Origin of the sequence: Leucobacter chromiireducens subsp. solipictus (genome assembly GCF_016758195.1) — a bacterium.
GTDB classification, from domain to species: Bacteria; Actinomycetota; Actinomycetes; order Actinomycetales; family Microbacteriaceae; genus Leucobacter; species Leucobacter solipictus.
Map to the genome: position 1 here is coordinate 222,168 of NZ_QYAC01000004.1, position 19,704 is coordinate 241,871.

At 68.8% G+C, this 19,704-nt stretch carries 18 protein-coding genes and 2 tRNA genes; 12 read left to right on the forward strand and 8 right to left on the reverse strand.

What is annotated here, in order from left to right:
* Positions 1 to 45: 45 nt before the first annotated feature.
* The gene (locus tag D3230_RS08940; protein WP_202344683.1) at positions 46 to 954 is read right to left on the reverse strand and encodes a saccharopine dehydrogenase family protein; all 909 of its coding nucleotides are present in this window, start codon (positions 952 to 954) and stop codon (positions 46 to 48) included.
* Between the two features lie 192 nt (positions 955 to 1,146).
* Here D3230_RS08940 and D3230_RS08945 point away from each other — a divergent pair, with 192 nt between their 5' ends.
* A complete protein-coding gene (locus tag D3230_RS08945) occupies positions 1,147 to 1,758 on the forward strand; it encodes a TetR/AcrR family transcriptional regulator (protein ID WP_202344684.1) in 612 nt (203 codons plus the stop codon).
* Between the two features lie 66 nt (positions 1,759 to 1,824).
* Here the strand turns inward: D3230_RS08945 and D3230_RS08950 are convergent.
* Positions 1,825 to 1,900: transfer RNA gene (locus tag D3230_RS08950), tRNA-Val, on the reverse strand.
* Between the two features lie 50 nt (positions 1,901 to 1,950).
* The gene (locus D3230_RS08955) at positions 1,951 to 2,412 is read right to left on the reverse strand and encodes a peroxiredoxin (protein WP_237467245.1); all 462 of its coding nucleotides are present in this window, start codon (positions 2,410 to 2,412) and stop codon (positions 1,951 to 1,953) included.
* 274 nt (positions 2,413 to 2,686) lie between these two features.
* Here D3230_RS08955 and aceE point away from each other — a divergent pair, with 274 nt between their 5' ends.
* The 6 genes from aceE (at position 2,687) to D3230_RS08985 (ending at position 10,373) form a co-directional block, all read left to right on the forward strand.
* Positions 2,687 to 5,413, forward strand: coding sequence for a pyruvate dehydrogenase (acetyl-transferring), homodimeric type (gene aceE / locus D3230_RS08960; RefSeq protein ID WP_202344685.1), 2,727 nt, complete (start codon positions 2,687 to 2,689; stop codon positions 5,411 to 5,413).
* A 28-nt stretch (positions 5,414 to 5,441) separates the two neighbouring features.
* Positions 5,442 to 6,644 (forward strand): PucR family transcriptional regulator, encoded by a 1,203-nt coding sequence (locus D3230_RS08965; RefSeq protein WP_337249138.1) that lies wholly within the window; start codon positions 5,442 to 5,444, stop codon positions 6,642 to 6,644.
* Between the two features lie 112 nt (positions 6,645 to 6,756).
* Positions 6,757 to 7,674, forward strand: coding sequence for an acyltransferase domain-containing protein (locus D3230_RS08970; RefSeq protein WP_202344687.1), 918 nt, complete (start codon positions 6,757 to 6,759; stop codon positions 7,672 to 7,674).
* Between the two features lie 17 nt (positions 7,675 to 7,691).
* On the forward strand, positions 7,692 to 8,696 hold the full coding sequence (locus tag D3230_RS08975) for a beta-ketoacyl-ACP synthase III (protein WP_202344688.1): 1,005 nt from the start codon (positions 7,692 to 7,694) through the stop codon (positions 8,694 to 8,696).
* Positions 8,697 to 8,775: 79 nt separating this feature from the next.
* Positions 8,776 to 9,024, forward strand: a complete 249-nt coding sequence (locus D3230_RS08980; protein WP_087010735.1) for an acyl carrier protein — start codon at positions 8,776 to 8,778, stop codon at positions 9,022 to 9,024.
* 107 nt (positions 9,025 to 9,131) lie between these two features.
* Complete coding sequence (locus D3230_RS08985) at positions 9,132 to 10,373, forward strand: beta-ketoacyl-[acyl-carrier-protein] synthase family protein (RefSeq protein WP_202344689.1); 1,242 nt, start codon at positions 9,132 to 9,134, stop codon at positions 10,371 to 10,373.
* Between the two features lie 90 nt (positions 10,374 to 10,463).
* On the opposite strand, the gene D3230_RS08990 is transcribed toward D3230_RS08985, so the two are convergent.
* The 3 genes from D3230_RS08990 to D3230_RS09000 all read right to left on the reverse strand — a co-directional run bounded on the left by D3230_RS08990 (position 10,464) and on the right by D3230_RS09000 (position 13,110).
* Entirely contained in the window at positions 10,464 to 10,952 is a 489-nt protein-coding gene (locus D3230_RS08990; RefSeq protein ID WP_202344690.1) for a Dps family protein, read from the reverse strand.
* Positions 10,953 to 11,153: 201 nt separating this feature from the next.
* Positions 11,154 to 11,888, reverse strand: coding sequence for a hydrogen peroxide-dependent heme synthase (gene hemQ / locus D3230_RS08995; RefSeq protein ID WP_202344691.1), 735 nt, complete (start codon positions 11,886 to 11,888; stop codon positions 11,154 to 11,156).
* 82 nt (positions 11,889 to 11,970) lie between these two features.
* Positions 11,971 to 13,110, reverse strand: a complete 1,140-nt coding sequence (locus D3230_RS09000; RefSeq protein ID WP_202344692.1) for a ferrochelatase — start codon at positions 13,108 to 13,110, stop codon at positions 11,971 to 11,973.
* Between the two features lie 126 nt (positions 13,111 to 13,236).
* On the opposite strand from D3230_RS09000, the gene D3230_RS09005 reads away from it, so the two are divergent.
* From D3230_RS09005 to D3230_RS09020, 4 genes are all read left to right on the forward strand, one after another.
* Positions 13,237 to 14,244 carry an iron chelate uptake ABC transporter family permease subunit gene (locus tag D3230_RS09005; RefSeq protein ID WP_202344693.1) on the forward strand — a complete coding sequence of 336 codons (1,008 nt, stop codon included), beginning with the start codon at positions 13,237 to 13,239 and terminating at the stop codon, positions 14,242 to 14,244.
* Complete coding sequence (locus tag D3230_RS09010; protein WP_202344694.1) at positions 14,241 to 15,050, forward strand: ABC transporter ATP-binding protein; 810 nt, start codon at positions 14,241 to 14,243, stop codon at positions 15,048 to 15,050. Before D3230_RS09005 ends, D3230_RS09010 begins: the two co-directional genes overlap by 4 nt.
* Before the next feature lie 50 nt (positions 15,051 to 15,100).
* Complete coding sequence (locus D3230_RS09015; protein ID WP_202344695.1) at positions 15,101 to 16,084, forward strand: ABC transporter substrate-binding protein; 984 nt, start codon at positions 15,101 to 15,103, stop codon at positions 16,082 to 16,084.
* A gap of 103 nt (positions 16,085 to 16,187) precedes the next feature.
* Positions 16,188 to 17,036, forward strand: coding sequence for a FadR/GntR family transcriptional regulator (locus tag D3230_RS09020; protein WP_202344696.1), 849 nt, complete (start codon positions 16,188 to 16,190; stop codon positions 17,034 to 17,036).
* Positions 17,037 to 17,048: 12 nt separating this feature from the next.
* Here the strand turns inward: D3230_RS09020 and D3230_RS09025 are convergent, their stop codons facing one another.
* Complete coding sequence (locus D3230_RS09025) at positions 17,049 to 17,843, reverse strand: tyrosine-protein phosphatase (protein WP_337249139.1); 795 nt, start codon at positions 17,841 to 17,843, stop codon at positions 17,049 to 17,051.
* Positions 17,844 to 17,945: 102 nt separating this feature from the next.
* Between D3230_RS09025 and D3230_RS09030 the strand changes: the two genes are divergently transcribed.
* Positions 17,946 to 18,019, forward strand: a tRNA-Ile gene (locus D3230_RS09030).
* A 122-nt stretch (positions 18,020 to 18,141) separates the two neighbouring features.
* On the opposite strand, the gene D3230_RS09035 is transcribed toward D3230_RS09030, so the two are convergent.
* On the reverse strand, positions 18,142 to 19,626 hold the full coding sequence (locus tag D3230_RS09035) for a VaFE repeat-containing surface-anchored protein (RefSeq protein WP_202344698.1): 1,485 nt from the start codon (positions 19,624 to 19,626) through the stop codon (positions 18,142 to 18,144).
* Positions 19,627 to 19,704 lie beyond the last annotated feature (78 nt).

Below are 19,704 nucleotides of genomic sequence, written 5' to 3' on the forward strand. Positions count from 1 at the left end.
GGTTCCTCTCCGCACCCCGCACCGCGTGTCCGGTCGCACGGGGCGTCACGCACCCAGGTTCGGAACCGCGCTCAGCGGCACCAGATCCGCCATCGTGTGAATCGTCGCGCTGGGGTGTCGCATGAGCGCGTCTGCGCCCAGCGCCGCAAGCACCCCGGTGGCGCGTGATTGCCCGCGCCCGCGCGCGCCAATCTGGGTTCCGGTGCGGCGGTTCACCCCGATGACGCTCCAGCGGTCGTCGCCCCAGTGGGGCGTTCGAGCGAGCAGCGGCGCCAGCCTGGGGACCCGCCCCACCCACGCGAGCGCGCGCGTCGTGACCCGATTTCCCACAGCCAGGTAGCTCCGGATCGCGAGGGCCCGCGCGGGGTCCACCAGCACGTGATCGGGAAAGTCTGCGCGCAGGTAGCGACGAATCCCGCGATCAGCGGGCAGGACGCGATGCTCACGGAAGTTCATGACGGGGCGGCCGTCCGGCGGCTGGAAAACCGGCCGACCCGCGAGCCCCGCGGTCCAGGTGACGGCTGCGGGCCCGTGGGGTTCTCCCGTCCCGAGGACCACGGCAAGGTCGATCGAATCCCCGGGTGCCGTGGGCAACGCGTCGATGAGCATCGTGCTCAGGCCCGGCACGAGTCCCGCGCCGAGGAGCACCCGTTGGCCCGGCACCGCCGCCGAGCGCAGCTCCGTGAGGGCGCGGCCCGTCGCGGACACGTCGAGATACGCGGCGGGCGCCGCGGCACGGACGAGGCGGACGTCTTCGACGCCCGAAGCGTTCACCACGAGGTCGTGCGCCTCCGCGAGCCGACGCAGGGCGTCGAACCCGGCGGGCCCGCTCAGATCAATCGTGGCGGCGGGGTTCCTCCGGCTCCCCTCGGTGACCACCCAGCCCCGAGATCGAAGCTCGCTGCTGACCACGCGGCCCACGGCCCCGGTGGCCCCCACTACCAGCGCCCTCATTGCGTGCGCCGCACCGCGACGACACCGCGCCGCGCAGGCCCGGCGGCCGAGCGCGGCACGTCCAGGGTGAGGCGGGAAGTGATCGGGAACTCAACGGGTCTCATGCAATCTCCAAACGTATGTTTGGAGAAAGCGTACGACAGGAGCCCTCACTTTCCAAACGCCTAGTTGGAAATGGAGTACGCTGACCCCATGGCCTGGGATACTGCGGCAACGCGACAACGACTGTTGGATGCCGGGGCGCGGCAATTCGCGGCCCACGGACTGGCGGGTGCCCGCATGGACGCCATCGGGCGCGATGCGGGCGTCAACAAAGAACGCGTGTACCAATACTTCGGCAACAAAGACGGGCTCTTCGCCGCGGTGCTTGACGACCGCCTCACACTCCTGCTCCAGGCGGCGGGGACCGTGGGCGCCGGCCCCTTCGGGGTCGGAGCGTACGCGGGGTCGCTGTGCGACCACTTCGCGTCACACCCCGACCTCGCACGACTCCTCGCGTGGGAAAGCCTCGAGGCCTCCGGGAATCGCGAGAACGAAGGCGACACCGGGGCCGAGTCCCGTGCGGCCACGTGCGCCGCGCAGTCTCACGCGATCCACTCGGCGCTTCCCGGAATATCGCGAGCGGAGGCCACCCAACTCCTGCTCAGTATCGTGGCGCTCTGCGCGAGCTGGTGGACACTGACGAAGGTCGGCGCCATGATCGCCCCGGGCCTCGGCACCGCGGCCCGCCGCGACGCGATTGTCACGCACGTCACCGCGCTTGCCAGGGACGCGCTCGCGCGCACGCCGCCCGCGCACGCCTGACGCGGCACGGCGCGAACCCCGAAAACACAGCGCAGCCCCCACCGAGCGAATCGGTGGGGGCTGCAATGGTGGGCCCGGCCGGGATCGAACCGACGACATCCACGGTGTAAACGTGGCGCTCTACCAGCTGAGCTACAGGCCCGTGCGAAGCGGACTTCCCTACTATAGGGGAATCCGCCCCACGAACAGAAATTACGCGATTGCCGCGAGCGCCTCACGGTAGGCGCCGAAGTCGCGAGCCTCACCCGGGGCAGTCTCGAACGACGCGAGCACGCGGCGATCATCGCCGATCACGAGCGTCGCGCGGGTCGCAATACCGGCCTCTTCGACAAACACGCCGTACTCCTTCGCCACGGCGCCGTGCGGCCAGAAGTCGGAAAGGATCGGGAACTCGTAGCCCTCGGCATCCGACCACGCCTTGAGCGCGTACACGGAATCCACAGACACGCCGATGAGCCGCACCTTGCTGTCCTGGAACACCGCCAGGTTGTCGCGCAGCTCGCAGAGCTCGCCGGTGCAGATTCCCGAGAACGCGAGCGGGAAGAAGACCAGGGCGACGGGGCCCTCGGCCACGAGCTCCGAGAGGGTGAGCTCCTCGCCGTTCTGATCGGACAGGGTGAAATCGGGCGCCTGCGCGCCTACCTCGAGCACCATAGTGTGCCCCTTTCTCGGTGCAGCGCACCGGATGAAGACTCGGAGCTTCCCACACTATCTTCTGGGCCTCTTCATCCGCATCTCCCTCCGTCTCACCGATAATCGCCGAACAAAATGCAGGTGCATGAGAATTTTCTCGTATCTTCCGCGGCAAAAGCGGAAAATTCGGTAGTGTGGGACTACACCCGCGAACCAGCGGGCGCCTCTCGTGCTGCGCGCAGTCGCACCAAGCCGCCTCGGCTCGCCGCACGCAACTGGTGAATGGAGCACTACTTTGGCTGTGAACACACAGGATCCGTACGCACCCGATAGCGACGACATGGATCCCCAGGAGACCGCCGAGTGGCGCGAATCTCTCGACGCGGTCGTCGAGGAACGCGGTGCGGGGCGCGGGCGCGAGATCATGACGAGCATGCTGGCACGCTCACGTCAGCTCCACCTGAACGTCCCGCAGGTCCCCACAACGGACTACGTGAACACGATCGCTTCCGAGGATGAACCGGAGTTCCCCGGGAACGAGGAGCTGGAACGGCGCTACCGTTCGTGGATCCGCTGGAACGCCGCGATGACCGTGCACCGGGCCCAGGCCCCCGGCATCGGCGTTGGCGGGCACATCTCAACCTACGCGTCCGCGGCGTCGCTGTACGAGGTCGGCTTCAACCACTTCTTCCGCGGCCAGGACCACCCGGGCGGCGGGGATCAGATCTTCGTGCAGGGCCACGCCTCCCCCGGCATGTACTCCCGCGCGTTCCTCGAGGGCCGCCTCACCGCGGACCAGCTCGACGGCTTCCGCCAGGAGAAGAGCCACGCGGGCGGCGGCCTTCCCAGCTACCCGCACCCCCGCCTCGCTCCCGATTTCTGGCAGTTCCCGACCGTGTCGATGGGCCTCGGCCCGATCAACGCGATCTACCAGGCGCAGGTGAACAAGTACCTGACGAACCGCGGCATCAAGGATGCCTCGGATCAGCACGTCTGGGCGTTCCTCGGCGACGGCGAGATGGACGAGGTCGAGAGCCGCGGTCAGCTGCAGGTCGCCGCGAACGAGGGCCTCGACAACCTGACCTTCGTGATCAACGCGAACCTGCAGCGCCTCGATGGCCCGGTGCGCGGCAACGGCAAGATCATTCAGGAGCTCGAGAGCTACTTCCGCGGCGCCGGCTGGAACGTCATCAAGGTGATCTGGGGCCGCGAGTGGGACGATCTGCTGGATCGCGACGCCGACGGCGCACTGCTCAACCTGATGAACACGACGCCCGACGGCGATTTCCAGACGTACAAGGCTGAGAACGGCGGCTTCGTCCGCGACCACTTCTTCGGTCGCGATGAGCGCGCCCTGCGCCTGGTCGAGAACTACTCCGACGAGCAGGTCTGGGGCCTGCGCCGCGGCGGCCACGACTACCGCAAGGTGTACGCCGCGTACAAGGCCGCGATGGAGCACAAGGGTCGCCCCACCGTCATCATCGCGAAGACGATCAAGGGCTACGGCCTCGGACCGCACTTCGAGGGGCGCAACGCGACGCACCAGATGAAGAAGATGACGCTGGACGATCTCAAGATGTTCCGCGACACGATGCACATTCCGATCACGGACGCGCAGCTCGAGGCCGACCCGTACCGCCCGCCGTACTACCACCCGGGTGCACAGGACGAGGCGATCGAATACATCCACGAGCGTCGCCGCTCCCTCGGCGGCTACCTGCCGGAGCGCCGCAGCACTCACGTGGACCTCGCGGTCCCCGAGGCGAAGTCGTACGCGATCGCCGCGAAGGGATCCGGCACCCAGGAAGCGGCGACCACGATGGTGTTCGTGCGGCTCCTGAAGGACCTGATGCGCGACGGCGAGTTCGGCAAGCGCATTGTGCCGATCATACCCGATGAGGCGCGGACCTTCGGCATGGACTCCTTCTTCCCCACGAAGAAGATCTACAACCCGCACGGTCAGAACTATGTGTCCGTGGACCGAGACCTGCTGCTCGCCTACAAGGAGAGCCCGGAGGGCGTCCTCATCCACGTGGGGATCAATGAGGCCGGCGCTTCGGCCGCGTTCACCGCGGTGGGGACCTCGTACTCCACGCACGGCGAACCGCTGATCCCCGTCTACATCTTCTACTCGATGTTCGGGTTCCAGCGCACGGGCGACGCGCTCTGGGCCGCCGGCGACCAGATGGCGCGCGGCTTCCTGATCGGCGCCACCGCGGGACGCACCACGCTCACGGGCGAGGGGCTTCAGCACGCGGACGGGCACTCGCTCGCGCTCGCATCCACGAACCCGGCCGTGGTGTCCTACGATCCCGCGTACGGCTACGAGATCGGGCACATCATGCGCGCCGGAATCGAGCGCATGTACGGCGGCTCGCACCCGGACCCCAACGTGATCTACTACCTCACGGTGTACAACGAGCCGATGATCCACCCCGCCGAGCCCGAGGGCACGGACGTGGACGGCATCGTGCGCGGCATCCACCGGGTCCAGGCGGCATCCGCCGGCACCCACAAGGCGCAGATCCTCGCCTCCGGCGTGGCGGTGCCGTGGGCCCGCGAGGCCGCAGAGCTGCTCGCGCAGGACTGGGATGTCGCGGCGGACGTGTGGAGCGTGACGAGCTGGAACGAGCTGCAGCGCGACGGTGCCGCGGCGGAGCGTGAAGCGATGCAGGATCTCACTGCCGCTCCGCGCACGCCGTACCTCACGGAGAAGCTGGCGCAGGCGGAAGGCCCCGTCGTTGCCGTCAGCGACTGGTCCACGCAGGTGCCCGAGCAGATCCGCCCGTACGTGCCCGGGGACTACTCCGTGCTGGGCGCCGACGGCTTCGGTTTCTCGGACACCCGCGCGGCCGCGCGCCGCTACTTCGGCATCGACCGCGAGTCGGTCGTGGTGAAGGTCCTGCAGCGGCTCGCAGCGCAGGGTAAGCTCGCTGCGGACATCCCGGCGCGTGCTGCGGAGCAGTACCGCCTCAACGATGTCAACGCTGGCACCACGGGTGGTGCTGGCGGCGACGCGTAACTCAGAGATTGGCGTGGGGGGCTATCCGGTGAACGATCGGACCAAGGAGCAGGAGCTCGCGTGGCTTCGTACGATTACGGGAGAGCTCTCCACGCTGACCCTGACCCGGCTCGACGACACGCTGCCGTGGTACGGCAGCATGCCGCCGAGCCGGCGATCGGCGGTCGGCCTGGTCGCACAGACCGGGATCGCGTCCTTCATCCAGTGGTACGAGGACCCGAGTTCGACGCCGTGGATCGCCTCCGACGTGTTCGGAGCCGCGCCGCGCGAATTGCTGCGCTCGATCAGCCTGCAGGAGACGCTGCAACTGATCCGCGTGGTCGTGACGGTCGTCGAGGAGCGGGTCGCCCCACGCAGCGAGGCGCTGCGCGAGGCGATCATGCACTACTCGCGGGACGTCGCCTTCGCCGCTGCCGACGTCTATGCCCGCGCCGCAGAGGCCCGCGGGCTCTGGGACGCGCGACTCGAAGCGCTCGTGGTGGATTCCATCCTGACCGGCGAGAGCGACGACGAGCTCCCGAGCCGGATCGCCGCCCTCGGCTGGCACGGCGATGGTGAGGCCGCGGTGCTCGTCGGATCTGCCGAACGCACCGTCGACGTCGATCAGCTCCGCCGCTCAGCCCGGCACTCCGGCGCCGACGTGCTCATCGGCTTGCAGGGCACGCGACTCGTGCTCGTGCTGGGCCGGGTCGATCCGGCGCAGCGCGATGCGAACGACGGGCACGATCACACCCCGCTGACGTTCCTCGAGATCGCGCAGCGACTCGAAGACGGCTTCTCCGACGGGCCGCTGGTGCTCGGCCCCACCGTTGAGAATCTCGTCGACGCGTCGCGCAGCGCGCGTGCCGCGCTCGCGGGCGTCGCCGTGGCCCGGTCGTGGCGGAAGGCCCCACGCCCCGTGCTCGCGGACGATCTGCTGCCGGAGCGCGCGCTGGCCGGCGACGGGCTGGCCCGGCGCACCCTCATCGAGCACATCTACGAGCCGCTCGCGGCCCACTCGGGCGAACTCCTCGAAACGCTGTGGTGCTACCTCGACAACGGACGCTCACTCGAAGCGACCGCCCGGGAACTCTTTGTGCACCCCAACACGGTGCGCTACCGCCTGAAGAAGGTGTCCGAGGTGATCGGGTGGAACGCCACGGGCGCGCGTGAGGCACTGATCCTGCAGTCTGCGCTCATTGCCGGATCCATCGCACAGAGCGGACGGAAGCCCTCGGGCGGCCAGAAGTAGGCCACGAGGCGCGCCGCTTTTCCGCAATAACCGCGGAGGTCTACAACGATCTTTCTCATTTATGGTGGGGAATATGCAGGTCGCGGCCGTCCGATCTGAGAAACTGGAACACGTGATTGTCATCGCCTGCCCTGGACAGGGCTCTCAGACCCCGGGATTCCTCGCCGATTGGCTTGAACTTCCCGGCGCATCCGAATTCTTGGCCGAGGCCTCCGAGCGCTCCGGCGTGGACCTCGTGACCCATGGCACGGTGAGCGACGCGGAGACCATCCGCGATACCGCGATCGCGCAGCCGCTCATCGTGGCCGCCAGCATCCTCGCGTGGCGGGCGCTCGCAGAGCGCACCGAGCTCAGCGGCGTCGGCGTCGCGGGCCACTCGGTCGGCGAGTTCGCCGCCGCGACGGCAGCGGGTGTCCTCTCCGCGGGCGACGCCCTCCACCTGGTGGGCGTGCGTGGCCGCGCGATGGCCGAGTCCGCCGCGCGGGTGGCGACCGGCATGGCCGCGGTCGTCGGCGGCGTGGAAGCGGACGTCCTTGACCGGATCACCGCGCACGGCCTCACGCCGGCGAACCGGAATGGTGGCGGCCAGATTGTCGCTGCCGGGGCGCGTGACGCGCTCGCCGCGCTCGCCGAGGACGCGCCACGCGGTGCCCGCGTAATCCAGCTCCAGGTCGCGGGCGCGTTCCACACGGAATACATGGCAGACGCGATTCCCGCGCTCCGCGCGGCGGCCAGCGACGTCACCGCCGCCGATCCGACGCTCCCGCTGTGGACCAACGCGAACGGCTCGCTCGTGACGGAGGGTGCGACGTTCGTCGAGCTTCTCGTCTCCCAGATCGCGCAGCCGGTCCGCTGGGACGCCTGCATGGCGAGCTTCCAGAACGCCGGGATCACCGGGCTCATCGAACTGACGCCCGCGGGTGCGCTGAGCGGGATCGCGAAGCGTGCGCTCAAGGGCGTGCCGAGCGTTGCCATCAAGTCCCCCGCCGATCTCGACGCAGCGGTCGCGCTCATCGCTGACGCCGCCTAAACGAAAGATTTCCGACTATGTCGCCTCTTGTGCAGCCCACTGGCCCCGAGCACTCCCGCATCCTTGCGATCGGCGCGGCCCGCGGCAACGTGGACGTCCCGAACGATGATCTCGTGGGCCCGATTGACTCTTCCGATGAGTGGATCCGCCAGCGGACCGGGATCATCCAGCGTCGCCGCGCGAGCGCCGATGTTGAGGCGGTCGACCTCGCGGTCGCGGCTGCCGAAGAGGCGATTGAGCGATCCGGCCTGGAACGCTCGCAGATCGACGGCGTGATCATCTCGACGATCTCGAATGTCGCGGTCACCCCGTCGATGGCGTCGCTCGCGGCGCATCGGCTCGGCCTGACGCCCGCCGCGGCCTTCGACATTTCCGCAGCGTGCGCGGGATACGTGTACGGCGTCGCGCAGGCTGACGCGCTCGTGCGTTCCGGTGTGTGCACCAACGTGCTCGTGATTGGTGCGGAGAAGCTGTCGGATCTCGTCGACCCGACGGACCGCAGCATTTCGTTCTTGCTCGCCGACGGCGCCGGTGCCGTCATTGTCGGGCCCAGCGACCACGCGGGCATCGGCCCGACAGTGTGGGGCTCCGACGGCGAGAAGTGGGATGCGATCCGCATGACTTCCACGTTCGAGGAGTACCGCAACAACCCGGGCGAGGTCGCCTGGCCCACGCTCCGCCAAGACGGTCAGACCGTGTTCCGGTGGGCCGTGTGGGAGATGGCGAAGGTCGCGCGCGAGACGCTCGAACAGTCGGGTATCGAGCCCGGCGACCTCGCCGCGTTCATTCCGCACCAGGCCAACATGCGCATCGTGGACGAGTTCGCGAAGCAGCTGAAGCTTCCGGAGCACGTCATTGTGGCGCGCGACATCGAGATGCAGGGCAACACCTCCGCGGCCTCGATCCCGCTCGCGATGCACGCACTGCGTGAGAGCCACCCGGAGCTGTCCGGTGGTCTCGCCCTCACGATCGGCTTCGGTGCCGGCCTCGTGTACGGCGCGCAGGTCGTCGAGATCCCCTAACCTGGGCCGCGCGCCCTCCGAGCGAGGCCCGCGCACCCCGATACACTTCATCAGCCAGCCCAATCTAAGGAGAAACACCATGGCATACACCAACGAAGAGGTCCTCGCAGGTCTTGCAGAGCTCATCAACGACGAGACCGGGATCGCGGCTGACGTCGTCGCAGCGGACAAGTCGTTCACCGATGACCTCGACATCGACTCCATCTCGATGATGACGATCGTCGTCAACGCAGAAGAGAAGTTCGACGTGAAGATCCCCGACGAAGAGGTCAAGAACCTCAAGACGGTGGGCGACGCGGTCGACTTCATCGTGAAGGCTCAGGCCTAAGCGTTCCGGCCGCAGGGAGGCGGGCACTCACCCGCCTCCCGCCCGGGCTTCCCGCCCACCCCATCTGCCCAGTCCTTGATTCTGAATCACCACCGGAGCACCCCACCATGACGAAGAAAATTGTCGTTACCGGCATTGGCGCCACGTCCCCGATCGGCGGCACCGCCTCGGAGAGCTGGGACGCCCTGCTCGCTGGCGTGTCCGGCACCCAGACCCTCGCACACGACTGGGTAGCGCAGTACGATCTTCCCGTGCACTTCGCCGCCGAAGCGAAGGTTCGCCCGGAGGAGGTGCTGGAGCGCCCGGTCGCGAAGCGCCTCGACCCCTCCAGCCAGTTTGCGCTGATCGCCGCGAAGGAGGCGTTCGCCGACGCGGGCAGCCCCGAGATCGATCCCGAGCGCCTGGGCGTTGACTGGGCCACCGGCATCGGCGGGCTCTGGTCGCTCCTGAACGCCTGGGACGTGCTGCGCGAGAAGGGACCGCGCCGCGTCATGCCGCTGACGGTCCCGATGCTCATGCCGAACGCTCCCGCAGCTGCGGTTTCCATGCACTTCACGGCCCGCGCGTATGCGCGCACCGTGGCCTCGGCGTGCGCGTCGAGCACCGAATCCATCGCAGCCGCGTACGAGCACCTGCAGTCGGGCTACGCCGACGTGGTGATCGCAGGCGGCTCCGAGTCCGCGATTCACCCCATCACCATCGCATCCTTCTCATCGATGCAGGCGCTCTCGAAGCGCAACGACTCCCCCGAAACCGCGTCCCGGCCGTACAGCGTTGACCGCGACGGTTTTGTCATGGGCGAGGGCGCGGCAGCGCTCGTTCTCGAGACCGAGGAGCACGCGCTCGCCCGCGGCGCCAAGATCTACGCGGAAATCGCGGGCGGCGGCGTCACCGCCGATTCGTACCACATCACGGCGAACGATCCCGAGGGCCGCGGGGCCAGCCGCGCGGTCGAGATGGCGCTGACCCAGGCCGGTGCCACGCCGGACGAGGTGACCCACATCAACGCGCACGCGACGTCCACGCCCGTGGGAGATGTCGCCGAGTACGCGGCACTCCGCAACGTGTTCGGGGACCGGATCGACTCGATTCCCGTGTCGGCCACCAAGGGCGCGACGGGTCACCTGCTCGGTGGCACCGGCGCTCTGGAAGCGATCTTCACGATCCTCGCGGTGCAGCACCGCGTCGCACCCCCGACGATCAACCTGTCCGAGCAGGATCCCGAGATTCCGCTGCAGATTGCGGGCGCAGCTCAGGATCTCGGGGCGGGCCCGCAGCTCGCCATCTCGAACTCCTTCGGCTTCGGCGGCCACAACGCGGTCGTGGCAATCCGTTCCTACGAGGCGTAACCCGAGCGGAACACCGACACACGGCGAAGGCCCCCTCCGAGGAGGGGGCCTTCGCGCTGTGCCGAGCGGCTGCTCGGAGAGCCTGTGTCGTTACTCCGCGACGTGGGACGCGAGGAACCAGCGGTCCTTGTCGAGCTGCTGTGCGAGCGCGATCACGATGTCCTGGCTCACCGGGTCGACGGAGTCGAGTCCCTCAACGGCCGCGTAGACCGTCGTGAGCGTCGCGTCGAGCTGTGCCACCATCTCACGGATCGTCACGTTCGACTGCTGGAAGCCGTCGCTGAGGACGGGCGTCGTGGTGCGGTCTGCCACGGTCGCGATGCGCGCATCAATCGGCAGGCCGAGTGCGACGATTCGCTCAGCGACCTCGTCGGAACCAGCCTGGGCGTGGGCCACGACCTCGTCCAGGAACTCGTGGACGCCAACGAAGTTGGTGCCGCGAACGTGCCAGTGCGCCTGCTTGCCGTTGACCGCGAGGGCCACGAGATCGTGCACGACGGGGGTGAGGTACTGCGCGACGCCGCTCGGCCGGGCCAGGTCGCCCTGGGCTGCGGGAATGGTGATCTGCTTGGTAGCCATATATGGTTCCCCTCTCTCGTTCATGTGAACTTGTACCCTCAACGGTACGCTCTTTTTCGTGACGCGCAAGCAAGGAAAGGCTGCGCTTACACCGATAAATACCCTGTTCGGGCGGTAAAATACTGAAAACGGTACGCGGGTACAGCGAACGCCCAGGCAGGAGCTTCGTCCTGCCTGGGCGCGCCGTACCGGATTCTGCGCCTAGCCGAGCAGTCGCGCGAGGAGCTGCTCCGGATCGACCCGCGGCCCGGTGAAAAACGGAGTTTCCTCGCGCACGTGACGGCGCGCTTCGGTGGCTCGGAGCTCGCGCATCAGATCAACAATCCGGAGGAGATCTCCCGACTCGAACGCGAGCAGCCACTCGTAGTCGCCCAGCGCGAACGACGCCACGGTGTTGGCGAGCACGTCCCCGTAGTCCTTCGCCGCCGCACCGTGCTCGCGCAGCATCTCGCGACGCTCCGCGTCCGGAAGGAGGTACCAGTCCGTGCTGCGGACAAACGGGTACACGCAGAGGAAGTCCCCGGGCGCCTCACCGGCGAGGAACGCGGGCACGTGCCCGCGATTGAACTCCGCGGCGCGGTGCACCCCGATGTTCGACCACACCGGCTCGAGCCGCGTGGCGGTCCATTCGAGCACCGTCCGGTAGGCGCGCTGCAGCGCCGCGGTGTCCGGAGCGTGCCACCACAGCATCACGTCGGCGTCGGCCCGGAAGCCCGACACGTCATACCAGCCGCGCGTGGTCAGGCCCGGGATCGCCTCGAGCTCGGCGAGGAGTCCGTGGGCGATGCTGCGCCATGCCGGCGACACCCCGACCTCGGCGGTGCGACGGGTCTCGCGAAACACCGCGAACATCGTGAAATTCGTGTCGGCGTTGATGCGCTCGGCAACCGCGCGGTGATCAACGACGGGCGCGGTCGCGCCGGAGGGGGTGGCCATAGTGTGCTCCTTGAGTGTACGATCAGTTCGGGGGGCCGGGCGGCACCGGGGTGGCACCGCGGCTGCCCAGTTGCGGTAGCGGTTAGTCGTGCGGTCCCGCGAGGACCGGGATTCCCGTGACCTCGCCGTGCCGCATGCGGCAGCTCCCTGCCGGGGCCACATCCGGAAACGCGCCGAGGTCGCCGACGGTCTGCGCCTGCGCGTCCTCACCGCGTTCGCGTGCCGCGCGTTCGAGGATCATGTCGACCAGCCCGCCGATGAACTCGGGGCGGACGCCGACCGTGCCCGCACGCGCCGCAGCGATCCCGTGCTCGCCGGCGGTCTCCATCGCCTCGACGTCGAGGTCGAAGGCGACCTCCATGTGATCGGAGATGAACCCGATGGGGGCGATCACGATCTTGGTCACGCCCGCCGCGGCGAGTTCTTCGATGTGATCATTGACATCCGGCTCCAGCCACGGCGTCGCCGGATTCCCGGAGCGCGAGCAATACGCAAGCGATGACGCGACCGGCGCGCCCAGCCGCGCGCCGAGGGCGGCATCGATGGCAGCACGCACGTCCTCGTGCTGCTCGCGATACCCCGGGCCGGTCACGGCGGATGCGTCCTGCATCGTGTCCGGAATCGAGTGCGTCACGTAGAGAATGTGCGCGCCGTCGATTCCACCCTCGAGGCTCGCACCCGCTTCCTCGATGGCGGCGAGATTCGCGGCGACGAAGCCCGGGTCGTTGAAGAACGGCCGAAGGATATCGATCTGCGGCGCGTCAGCTCCGAGCTCCGCGACCGTCGCCGCGAGATGCTCCCGATACTGGCGGCTCCCCGAGTACGAGGCGTACGCGCTCGTCACGAGGGTGAGGACGCGCCCGACCCCGAATGCGCGCGCATCGCGCAGGGTGTCCACCGTGTAGGGATGCCAGTTTCGGTTACCCCACACGACGGGCAGCGACACGCCGCGGGATGCGAGCTCCGCGCGCAGTGCCGCAACAAGCTCGAGGTTCTGCTCGTTGATCGGACTCCGGCCACCGAAATGGTGGTAATGCTCCCCCACCTCAGCGAGTCGTTCCTCAGGAATCCCCTTTCCGCGGGTGACGTTGCGCAGGAACGGAATCACATCCTCGGTCCCATTCGGCCCCCCGAAGGAGCAGACCAGCAGCGCGTCGTAGGGCAACACTGCGGGATGTTCGGAGGGAGGATTCGAGACGGCGGGCAGAGCGTTTTCGGTCATACCCTGCACCGTATCACCAGCTTTCCTGTAGATCAGATGTATAAGATCGGATGTGTCACATCTGCTTTGGCGATCCGCTGGAAATTCGGTGCGACGACGCTCTCCACCCCTCGACAAGGATTCCTGGTGCCCCGTTCTCGCTTGTGGCTCACCGCCGCAATCTCCGCGCTGCTCGCGATCGCCGCGGCCGTTGCGTCCCTCATGGTCGGCATCGTGACGCTCCCCGTCGGCGAAACGCTCACCGCCCTGTTCCAGCCGGACGCGGTGCCCCAGCGCACCTCCGCCGTGATCTGGTCGATCCGACTCCCCCGCGTCCTCGTCGCGATGCTCGTCGGCGCGGCGCTCGCCACCGTCGGTGTCGTGATGCAGGCCATCCTGCGCAACCCCCTCGCGGAACCCGGGATCACGGGCGTCTCCGCCGGAGCCGCGGTCGGGGCCGTCGCAAGCATCACCCTCGGCTTCACTGGCTCGGCGCGCTGGGGCATCCCGATCGCCGCCTTCGTCGGTGCCGCGATCGTCACCCTGATCCTCCAGCTGGTGCTCCAGACGCGCCGTGACCTCGGCTCCGCGACGGTGGTCCTCATCGGCGTCTCACTCAGCGCGCTCGCCGGTGCCCTGATCAACATCCTCATCGCCAACGCCAGCGACGACGCGCTGGTGCGCAGCGCGATGTTCTGGCTCGCCGGCGATCTCGAACTGCGCGACTGGCAGCACGTCCTGATCGCGGTGGTCCCGATCCTCGCCGGCATCGCGTGGCTCGCGTCACGGTTCCGGCAGCTCGACGCGCTCGCCCTCGGCGACCAGATTGCCGCCACCTCGGGCGTGCACGTGCACCGGGAACGATTCACCCTGTTGCTCGTCGCCTCCCTCGTCACCGGGGCCGCCGTTGCGGTCAGTGGGATCATCAGTTTTGTCGGACTTGTGGTGCCCCACGCCATGCGACTCCTCATCGGTGCCTCGCACGCCCGACTCCTCCCGCTCTCGGCGCTCGGCGGGGCGCTGTTCATGGTGGTCGCAGACACGATCGCCCGCACCGCATTCGGCCCGGTGGTCGTCCAGACGGGCGTCGTCGCCGCGTTGATCGGCGCGCCGGTGTTCCTCATCCTCCTTCTTCGAAAGCGGAGTTCCGCATGACCACCCACACCGCCGTCGCACCGCAGCAGGTGTCCTCACGCTTCGCGGGGCTCCCCCTGTCTTTCGCGGACTTCGCGGCAGTCCGATCCGGCCGCGCGCTGAGTGAGCCCCTGTCCCTCGAGATCCTGGCGGGCTCGGTCGTCGGGCTGCTCGGCCCAAACGGGGCCGGGAAGTCCTCGCTGCTGGCCGCGATCGCTCACTCCGGCGTCGCCTCGCTCGGACGCTGCGCGCACGGCAGCGTCGACCTCGGCGCGCTGCGCCCCCGGGACCGGGCACAGCGCCTGGCGCTGCTTCCCCAAGATCTGGCCGCCCCCGCCGAGTTCCTCGTCCGCGAACTTGTCGCGGTGGGTGCCCGCGCAGCGGCACACCCGGATCCCGTCGCCGCCGTCGACGTGGCGCTCGAGCGGGCCGGGATCTCAGATCTCGCGGACCGCCGATTCGGCACGCTCTCGGGCGGTCAACGGCAGCTCAGCCACCTCGCCCGCGTGCTCGCCCAGGACACGCCGATCGTGCTCCTCGACGAACCCACGTCGGCGCTCGACCTCGCACACCAGCGCGCCGTCGAGCACACCATCCGCCGGCTCGCGGCCGAGGGCCGGACCGTCGTGACCGCCCTGCACGACCTCAGCTTCGCGCTCAACGTCTGTTCACTGGTGCTGCTCCTCGACCGCCAGGGCACCGCGCTCTCCGGCCCGCCGCAGCGTGTGCTCCACCCAGACCACCTGCATCGCGTCTACGGCGTGCGCACCGAGACGCACCGAACCCCGAGCGGGCGCGCCGTGATCGTTCCCGCATCCCTCGACTAGCGCACCCCGCTCCGACCACGCGTACCACCCGCACCACCGAAAGGACCTCCGTGTCTGCACGCACGCTTTCCGCCGCACTGATTGTCGCGGCCGCCGCACTCGGGCTCACCGCCTGCGCGGGCGCCACCGCCCCGGCGCCCGCGGCCCCGACCGAGCCGAGCACCACCGCGTCCGCCGAGTTCCCCCGCACGGTCACCGTCCCGGCGGCGCGCGGCGGGGACGCGTCCGAGGTGACCCTCGACGCCGCGCCCAGCCGCATTGCCGCGCTTGACTACGAGAGCGCTGAAGTGCTCGCGGAGCTCGGACTCGCGGAGCAGCTCGTGCTCGTCCCCGAGGCGGTCACCAATCCGACACTCGGCGGCCACGTGGCGGAGATGGCCGGCGTGGCCGAAACCTTCCCCGTCGCGATGGCGCTCGAAGCGGAAACGGTGATCTCGCTCGAACCCGAGCTTGTCGTCATGAGTCCGCGGCACGGTGCCGAGGACACGATCGGGACCGTGCTCACGCAGTCCGGCATTCCGACGCTCCAGCTTCCCGACTCGTGGACCGATCTCGCGCACCTCTCCTCGAATATCGAACTCGTCGGGGAGGTCACCGCAACCGAGGACGCCGCCGCACGGCTCGTGACGGAGCTTGAGACGGGACTCACCCCGGCCGACGAGCCGAGCAACGCGCGCGTCCTGGTGCTCAGCAACCAGGCCGGACGCGCGTTTGTGACCGCCGGCAACGCGTTCCCACTGCGACTTCTAGAACTCGCCGGGGCACGGGACGTCAGCGCCGAACTCGGGATCGCGACCACCGGGCCGATCTCGGCGGAGCAGATCGTTGAGGCGAACCCTGACGCGATCCTGCTCGTCGACATGAACGGCAGTGGCGAGCGCATGTTCGCGGAGATCCTCGCAAACCCGGCCGTCGCTGCCCTCCCGGGTGCCGGGCGGACGCTCCTGCTCCCCGGAAAAGAGGTCCAGGCGCTGGGCCTGGCGAACACCATTTCCGGGCTGGAACAGATCGAAAGCTGGCTCGCAAGCAGCTGATCGGCGCACAAATATTGCGGCGAGCGGCGGGCACCCAGCGGGGGTGATCCGCCGCTCGATATAGTTGAGCCACGTATTCGGTTTCTCCTCAGGAGTGTCGTTGATGGTCACCACAACTCACGGTTCGCAGAAGGCTCGCGCCACGCTCGATTTCTTGCGGGACAAGATCTCTCGCAGCGAATGGGCCGTTGGCGACCTCATTCCCAAGGAACCCGAGCTGATGGAGCTCATCGGGGTCGGCAAATCCACGGTGCGCGAGGCGGTGCGCTCCCTCGCCGCATTCGGCATGCTCGAAACCGTTCCCGGCGTCGGCACCTTCGTGCGCGCCCGGACGCCGGTGAGCACCCTCCTGACCGAGTTTCTCGCGGACCACGACCTCGAAGAGGTACTCGTGTACCGCCGCTCGCTCGAGATCGAAGCCGCGCAGCACGCGGCGGTGCAGCGCACGCCGGAACAGCTCGAACAGCTGCGAGCCGCCGTGGAGCGCGCGAAATCTGCCACGCCCGAGCAGGTCGAATCCTGCGATCGGAGCACCACTCCCGGCTCGTTCCACCTGCTGGTCGTCGAGGCCAGCGGCAGCAAGCTTCTCCTCGACCTCTACCTCGGGGTGATGTCGGTGCTGCAGCGCGCCGCCGCGGAGGGCCGGGTCATCCTCGGCACCACCATCGACACCATGCACCTCGACCACGGCGCGATTCTCGAGGCCATCGCCGAGCGCGACGTGCGCTCGGCGGCGCACTCGATGGCGCTTCACGTCGACCGGGACCTGGGCCTCCGCACCGACATGCTCGACTTCGCCGAGCAGACCGAGCGCGCGGCGTCCCTGATCGGCGCCGGCTACGATCCGGGCGAAGCCCCCGCGGCGACGTCCGACGTCACGGTCGACGTCACGGCACCGGACGCTCAGGCGGAGGACACTCCGCTCGCGGGGTCCGCGCCCGCGGGACGCTAACGCAGCCGACCGTCAGGCGAGCATCCGGCTGCGTACCGCGTCCAGCGTCACGCCATCCAGGCCGAGGCCCGTTGTGAAGTACCCGCGCATCGAACCGAACTGCTCGGTCGCCGCGGAAAACGCAGCATCCAGATAGCGCTCATCGACCCCCATCACGGGGGTGATCAGCGCCGGATCAATCCCCGCGGCGGTGAGGCGATCCAGCATGGGGCGCAGCGCCGGCAGGAAATCGTCGTTGGTCTGCAGGTAGTCTGCGCGGATCGTGTCGTCGTCGGCGCCCAACAGGCTGAGGAGCGCCGCCGCGGCCCAGCCGGTCCGGTCCTTCCCGGCCGTGCAGTGAAAGAGCAGCGCGCCGTCCCGGCGGGGATCCGCAAGATCCCGGAAGAACCTCGCGTATGCGGCGCGCGCGGACGGCAGCCTGACAATGTCCCGGTAGCTCGCGCGCAACAGCTCGGCGCCCTGCCCGTCCCCCAGCGCTGCCGCGAGCCGCTGCGGATCCGCGAGGAGCTCCGCGATGTTCGCGGCTGCGGCGGCCGGGCTGTCAGCGAGCACGTCCAGGAGCTCGGTGCTCGCTCCGTCGGGCAGCTGATCGGGTGCCGCTGCGGCCTCGCTCGCGGTGCGGAAATCAAGGATGGTCCGGATGCCACGCGCCGCCAGGGTGGCGGCGTCCGCGGTCGAGAGTCCGGTGAGCGCGCCGGATCGGAACACACGATCGCGCGCGATCACGCCCCCGGCGACGGGGAGCCCTCCGAGATCGCGCATGTTCAGCACAGTGGTGACAGCGACGCGTCGCTCCGGCATCGGCATCGGGGCTCCTCGGGTTCGGGTGACCGCGCGGGATCGCGCCGGTTTCCTGCCCGAGACGCGCCCCGAACCGGGCACACCCCCTAGAATAGAGGGGTTGTCTGCGGGGCGGTAGCTCAGTTGGTTAGAGCACTGGACTCATAATCCATCGGTCACGGGTTCAAGTCCCGTCCGCCCTACTCGGCCAGTGCTGCGGTGCCGCTGCGGCGGGTCCGCCGCTCGGCTCCCCGGCAGCGCAGAGCCCCGGCAGCGCAGAGCCCGGAGCCCGCCGCAGGCGCGGCGGGCTCCGGGATCGCTCAGCTTAGCCCGCCAGACGAGCCCGGCGGAGCACCACCACCGCGCACGCGACCAGCGCGAGTCCCGCGAGGGTCCCCGCGATGGGCAGACCATGCCCTCCGGTTCGAGCGAGCTCAGTGGGCGCCCCCGACGCGTCGACGGTGGGCTGCGACGGTACCGCGGGTGTCTCAGTGACCACCGGCTTCTCGGGCGTCACCGGTTTCTCGGGCACCACGGGCGCGTGCGCCACCGTGATCGTCTGTGCGGCATCGGCGATATCCGTGTGCTCGGCAACGACCGCACCCGCCGCTGTCGGTCCCGCGTACAGCCATTCGAAGGCCACCAGCGATTCGCCAGCGTACCCCTCAGGCACCTCGAATGTGACGGCAACCGATCCGTGTGCCTGCTCGGGGGTGAAGGTCGTGGTTCCCGTGAGGCCGGTCGCGGATCCATCGGATTTCCGCATGAGTTCACCCGCCACGGTGTACTCCGTGCCCGGCACGAGATGCTCGTACGCGATCGTGTCGATCGCCGTGCCACCGTCCCACGGGAGGACCCGGTCGTGATCCGCGGCGTCGACGAGCGAGGTGGCCAGCTGCGGCACCTCGCTCGGCTCCGCTGCCCACTCGACGCGCGTCTCCGCTCCCGTCGTCGCCGTGCTCGGCGCCACCAGGATGATCGACTGTGCGTGGTCCTCCGGTGTGGCGACCCCGCCCACGGTATTCGGGACCGAGACGATGTGCCCCGTGGCACCCGAGCCCGCGGCGGTCACCCGCAGCGTCGCGTTGCCCCCCGCCGCAACGTGTCGAAGGTCGAGGTACAGCTCGGTTCCGTCGACCACGGATGCGAGGTCGATGGGCGTCCCCGCGGCGTCCGTCACCGCGAGCCCGGAATCGACCGACACGTTCACTGAGGCCTGATTCGTGTGCACCACGTACGGCCCCACGAGCGTTCCGATCCGCGCGGTCGTGTCCGGCGACGACACACTCGCGGTCACGACGAGATCAGCCGGCGAGACGCCCGCGCTGACGTTCGCGCCGTTCACGAGGTACCAGTACACGGCTTCGGAGTCCTCGGTCTCCCATTCCCAGGCCGCATCGAAGTCCAGGTCGGTGTACCGCCAGATTGCGTACTGCGTCGCTTCAATCGCGTCGTTGCGAGAGAGCTGCGAGACCCCCGCAGCTGCGGCGAGGCTCGCGAGGTCCACCGCCGGATAGCCGTGCGTCAGGACCCACAGGACCTTGCCCTGAATCGTCGGGTCCGTGAAGGCGTTGCTCCCCAGGTAGCTCCCGAGATCCCCCACGACTCCGGGGACACCCGTCTTCGCGGTCACCTGATTCTCCAGGCAATACGCCCACACATCCGGGTCTCCCGGGTTCGAGAGATCCTCGGGCACCGCGGACCAAATGGGGAAGATTCCGGTTCCCCCATAGCCCTGCTTGCTGCCGATATAGACGGACTCGCCAGGCACGATGGCCGCCATCGCGGCGCTCTGCCCGATCGGCAGCATCAGCGCGAGGATCGCTGCCGCTCCGGCGAGAACCCAGCGTCTCCACGCGCCGCGTGTATGTGATTCTGTTTGCCCCAT

What these genes read in the sequence shown, in the direction of transcription:
- D3230_RS09000 (WP_202344692.1), bottom strand. Translation starts at nt 13,110, where the DNA reads ATGACCGAAAACGCTCTGCCCGCCGTCTCGAATCCTCCCTCCGAACAT.
- D3230_RS08990 (WP_202344690.1), bottom strand. Translation starts at nt 10,952, where the DNA reads ATGGCTACCAAGCAGATCACCATTCCCGCAGCCCAGGGCGACCTGGCC.
- D3230_RS09010 (WP_202344694.1), top strand. Translation starts at nt 14,241, where the DNA reads ATGACCACCCACACCGCCGTCGCACCGCAGCAGGTGTCCTCACGCTTC.
- D3230_RS08985 (WP_202344689.1), top strand. Translation starts at nt 9,132, where the DNA reads ATGACGAAGAAAATTGTCGTTACCGGCATTGGCGCCACGTCCCCGATC.
- D3230_RS09020 (WP_202344696.1), top strand. Translation starts at nt 16,188, where the DNA reads ATGGTCACCACAACTCACGGTTCGCAGAAGGCTCGCGCCACGCTCGAT.
- hemQ (WP_202344691.1), bottom strand. Translation starts at nt 11,888, where the DNA reads ATGGCCACCCCCTCCGGCGCGACCGCGCCCGTCGTTGATCACCGCGCG.
- D3230_RS09025 (WP_337249139.1), bottom strand. Translation starts at nt 17,843, where the DNA reads ATGCCGATGCCGGAGCGACGCGTCGCTGTCACCACTGTGCTGAACATG.
- D3230_RS08940 (WP_202344683.1), bottom strand. Translation starts at nt 954, where the DNA reads ATGAGGGCGCTGGTAGTGGGGGCCACCGGGGCCGTGGGCCGCGTGGTC.
- D3230_RS08945 (WP_202344684.1), top strand. Translation starts at nt 1,147, where the DNA reads ATGGCCTGGGATACTGCGGCAACGCGACAACGACTGTTGGATGCCGGG.
- D3230_RS08975 (WP_202344688.1), top strand. Translation starts at nt 7,692, where the DNA reads ATGTCGCCTCTTGTGCAGCCCACTGGCCCCGAGCACTCCCGCATCCTT.
- D3230_RS08955 (WP_237467245.1), bottom strand. Translation starts at nt 2,412, where the DNA reads ATGGTGCTCGAGGTAGGCGCGCAGGCGCCCGATTTCACCCTGTCCGAT.
- D3230_RS09035 (WP_202344698.1), bottom strand. Translation starts at nt 19,626, where the DNA reads ATGCTGCCGATCGGGCAGAGCGCCGCGATGGCGGCCATCGTGCCTGGC.
- D3230_RS08980 (WP_087010735.1), top strand. Translation starts at nt 8,776, where the DNA reads ATGGCATACACCAACGAAGAGGTCCTCGCAGGTCTTGCAGAGCTCATC.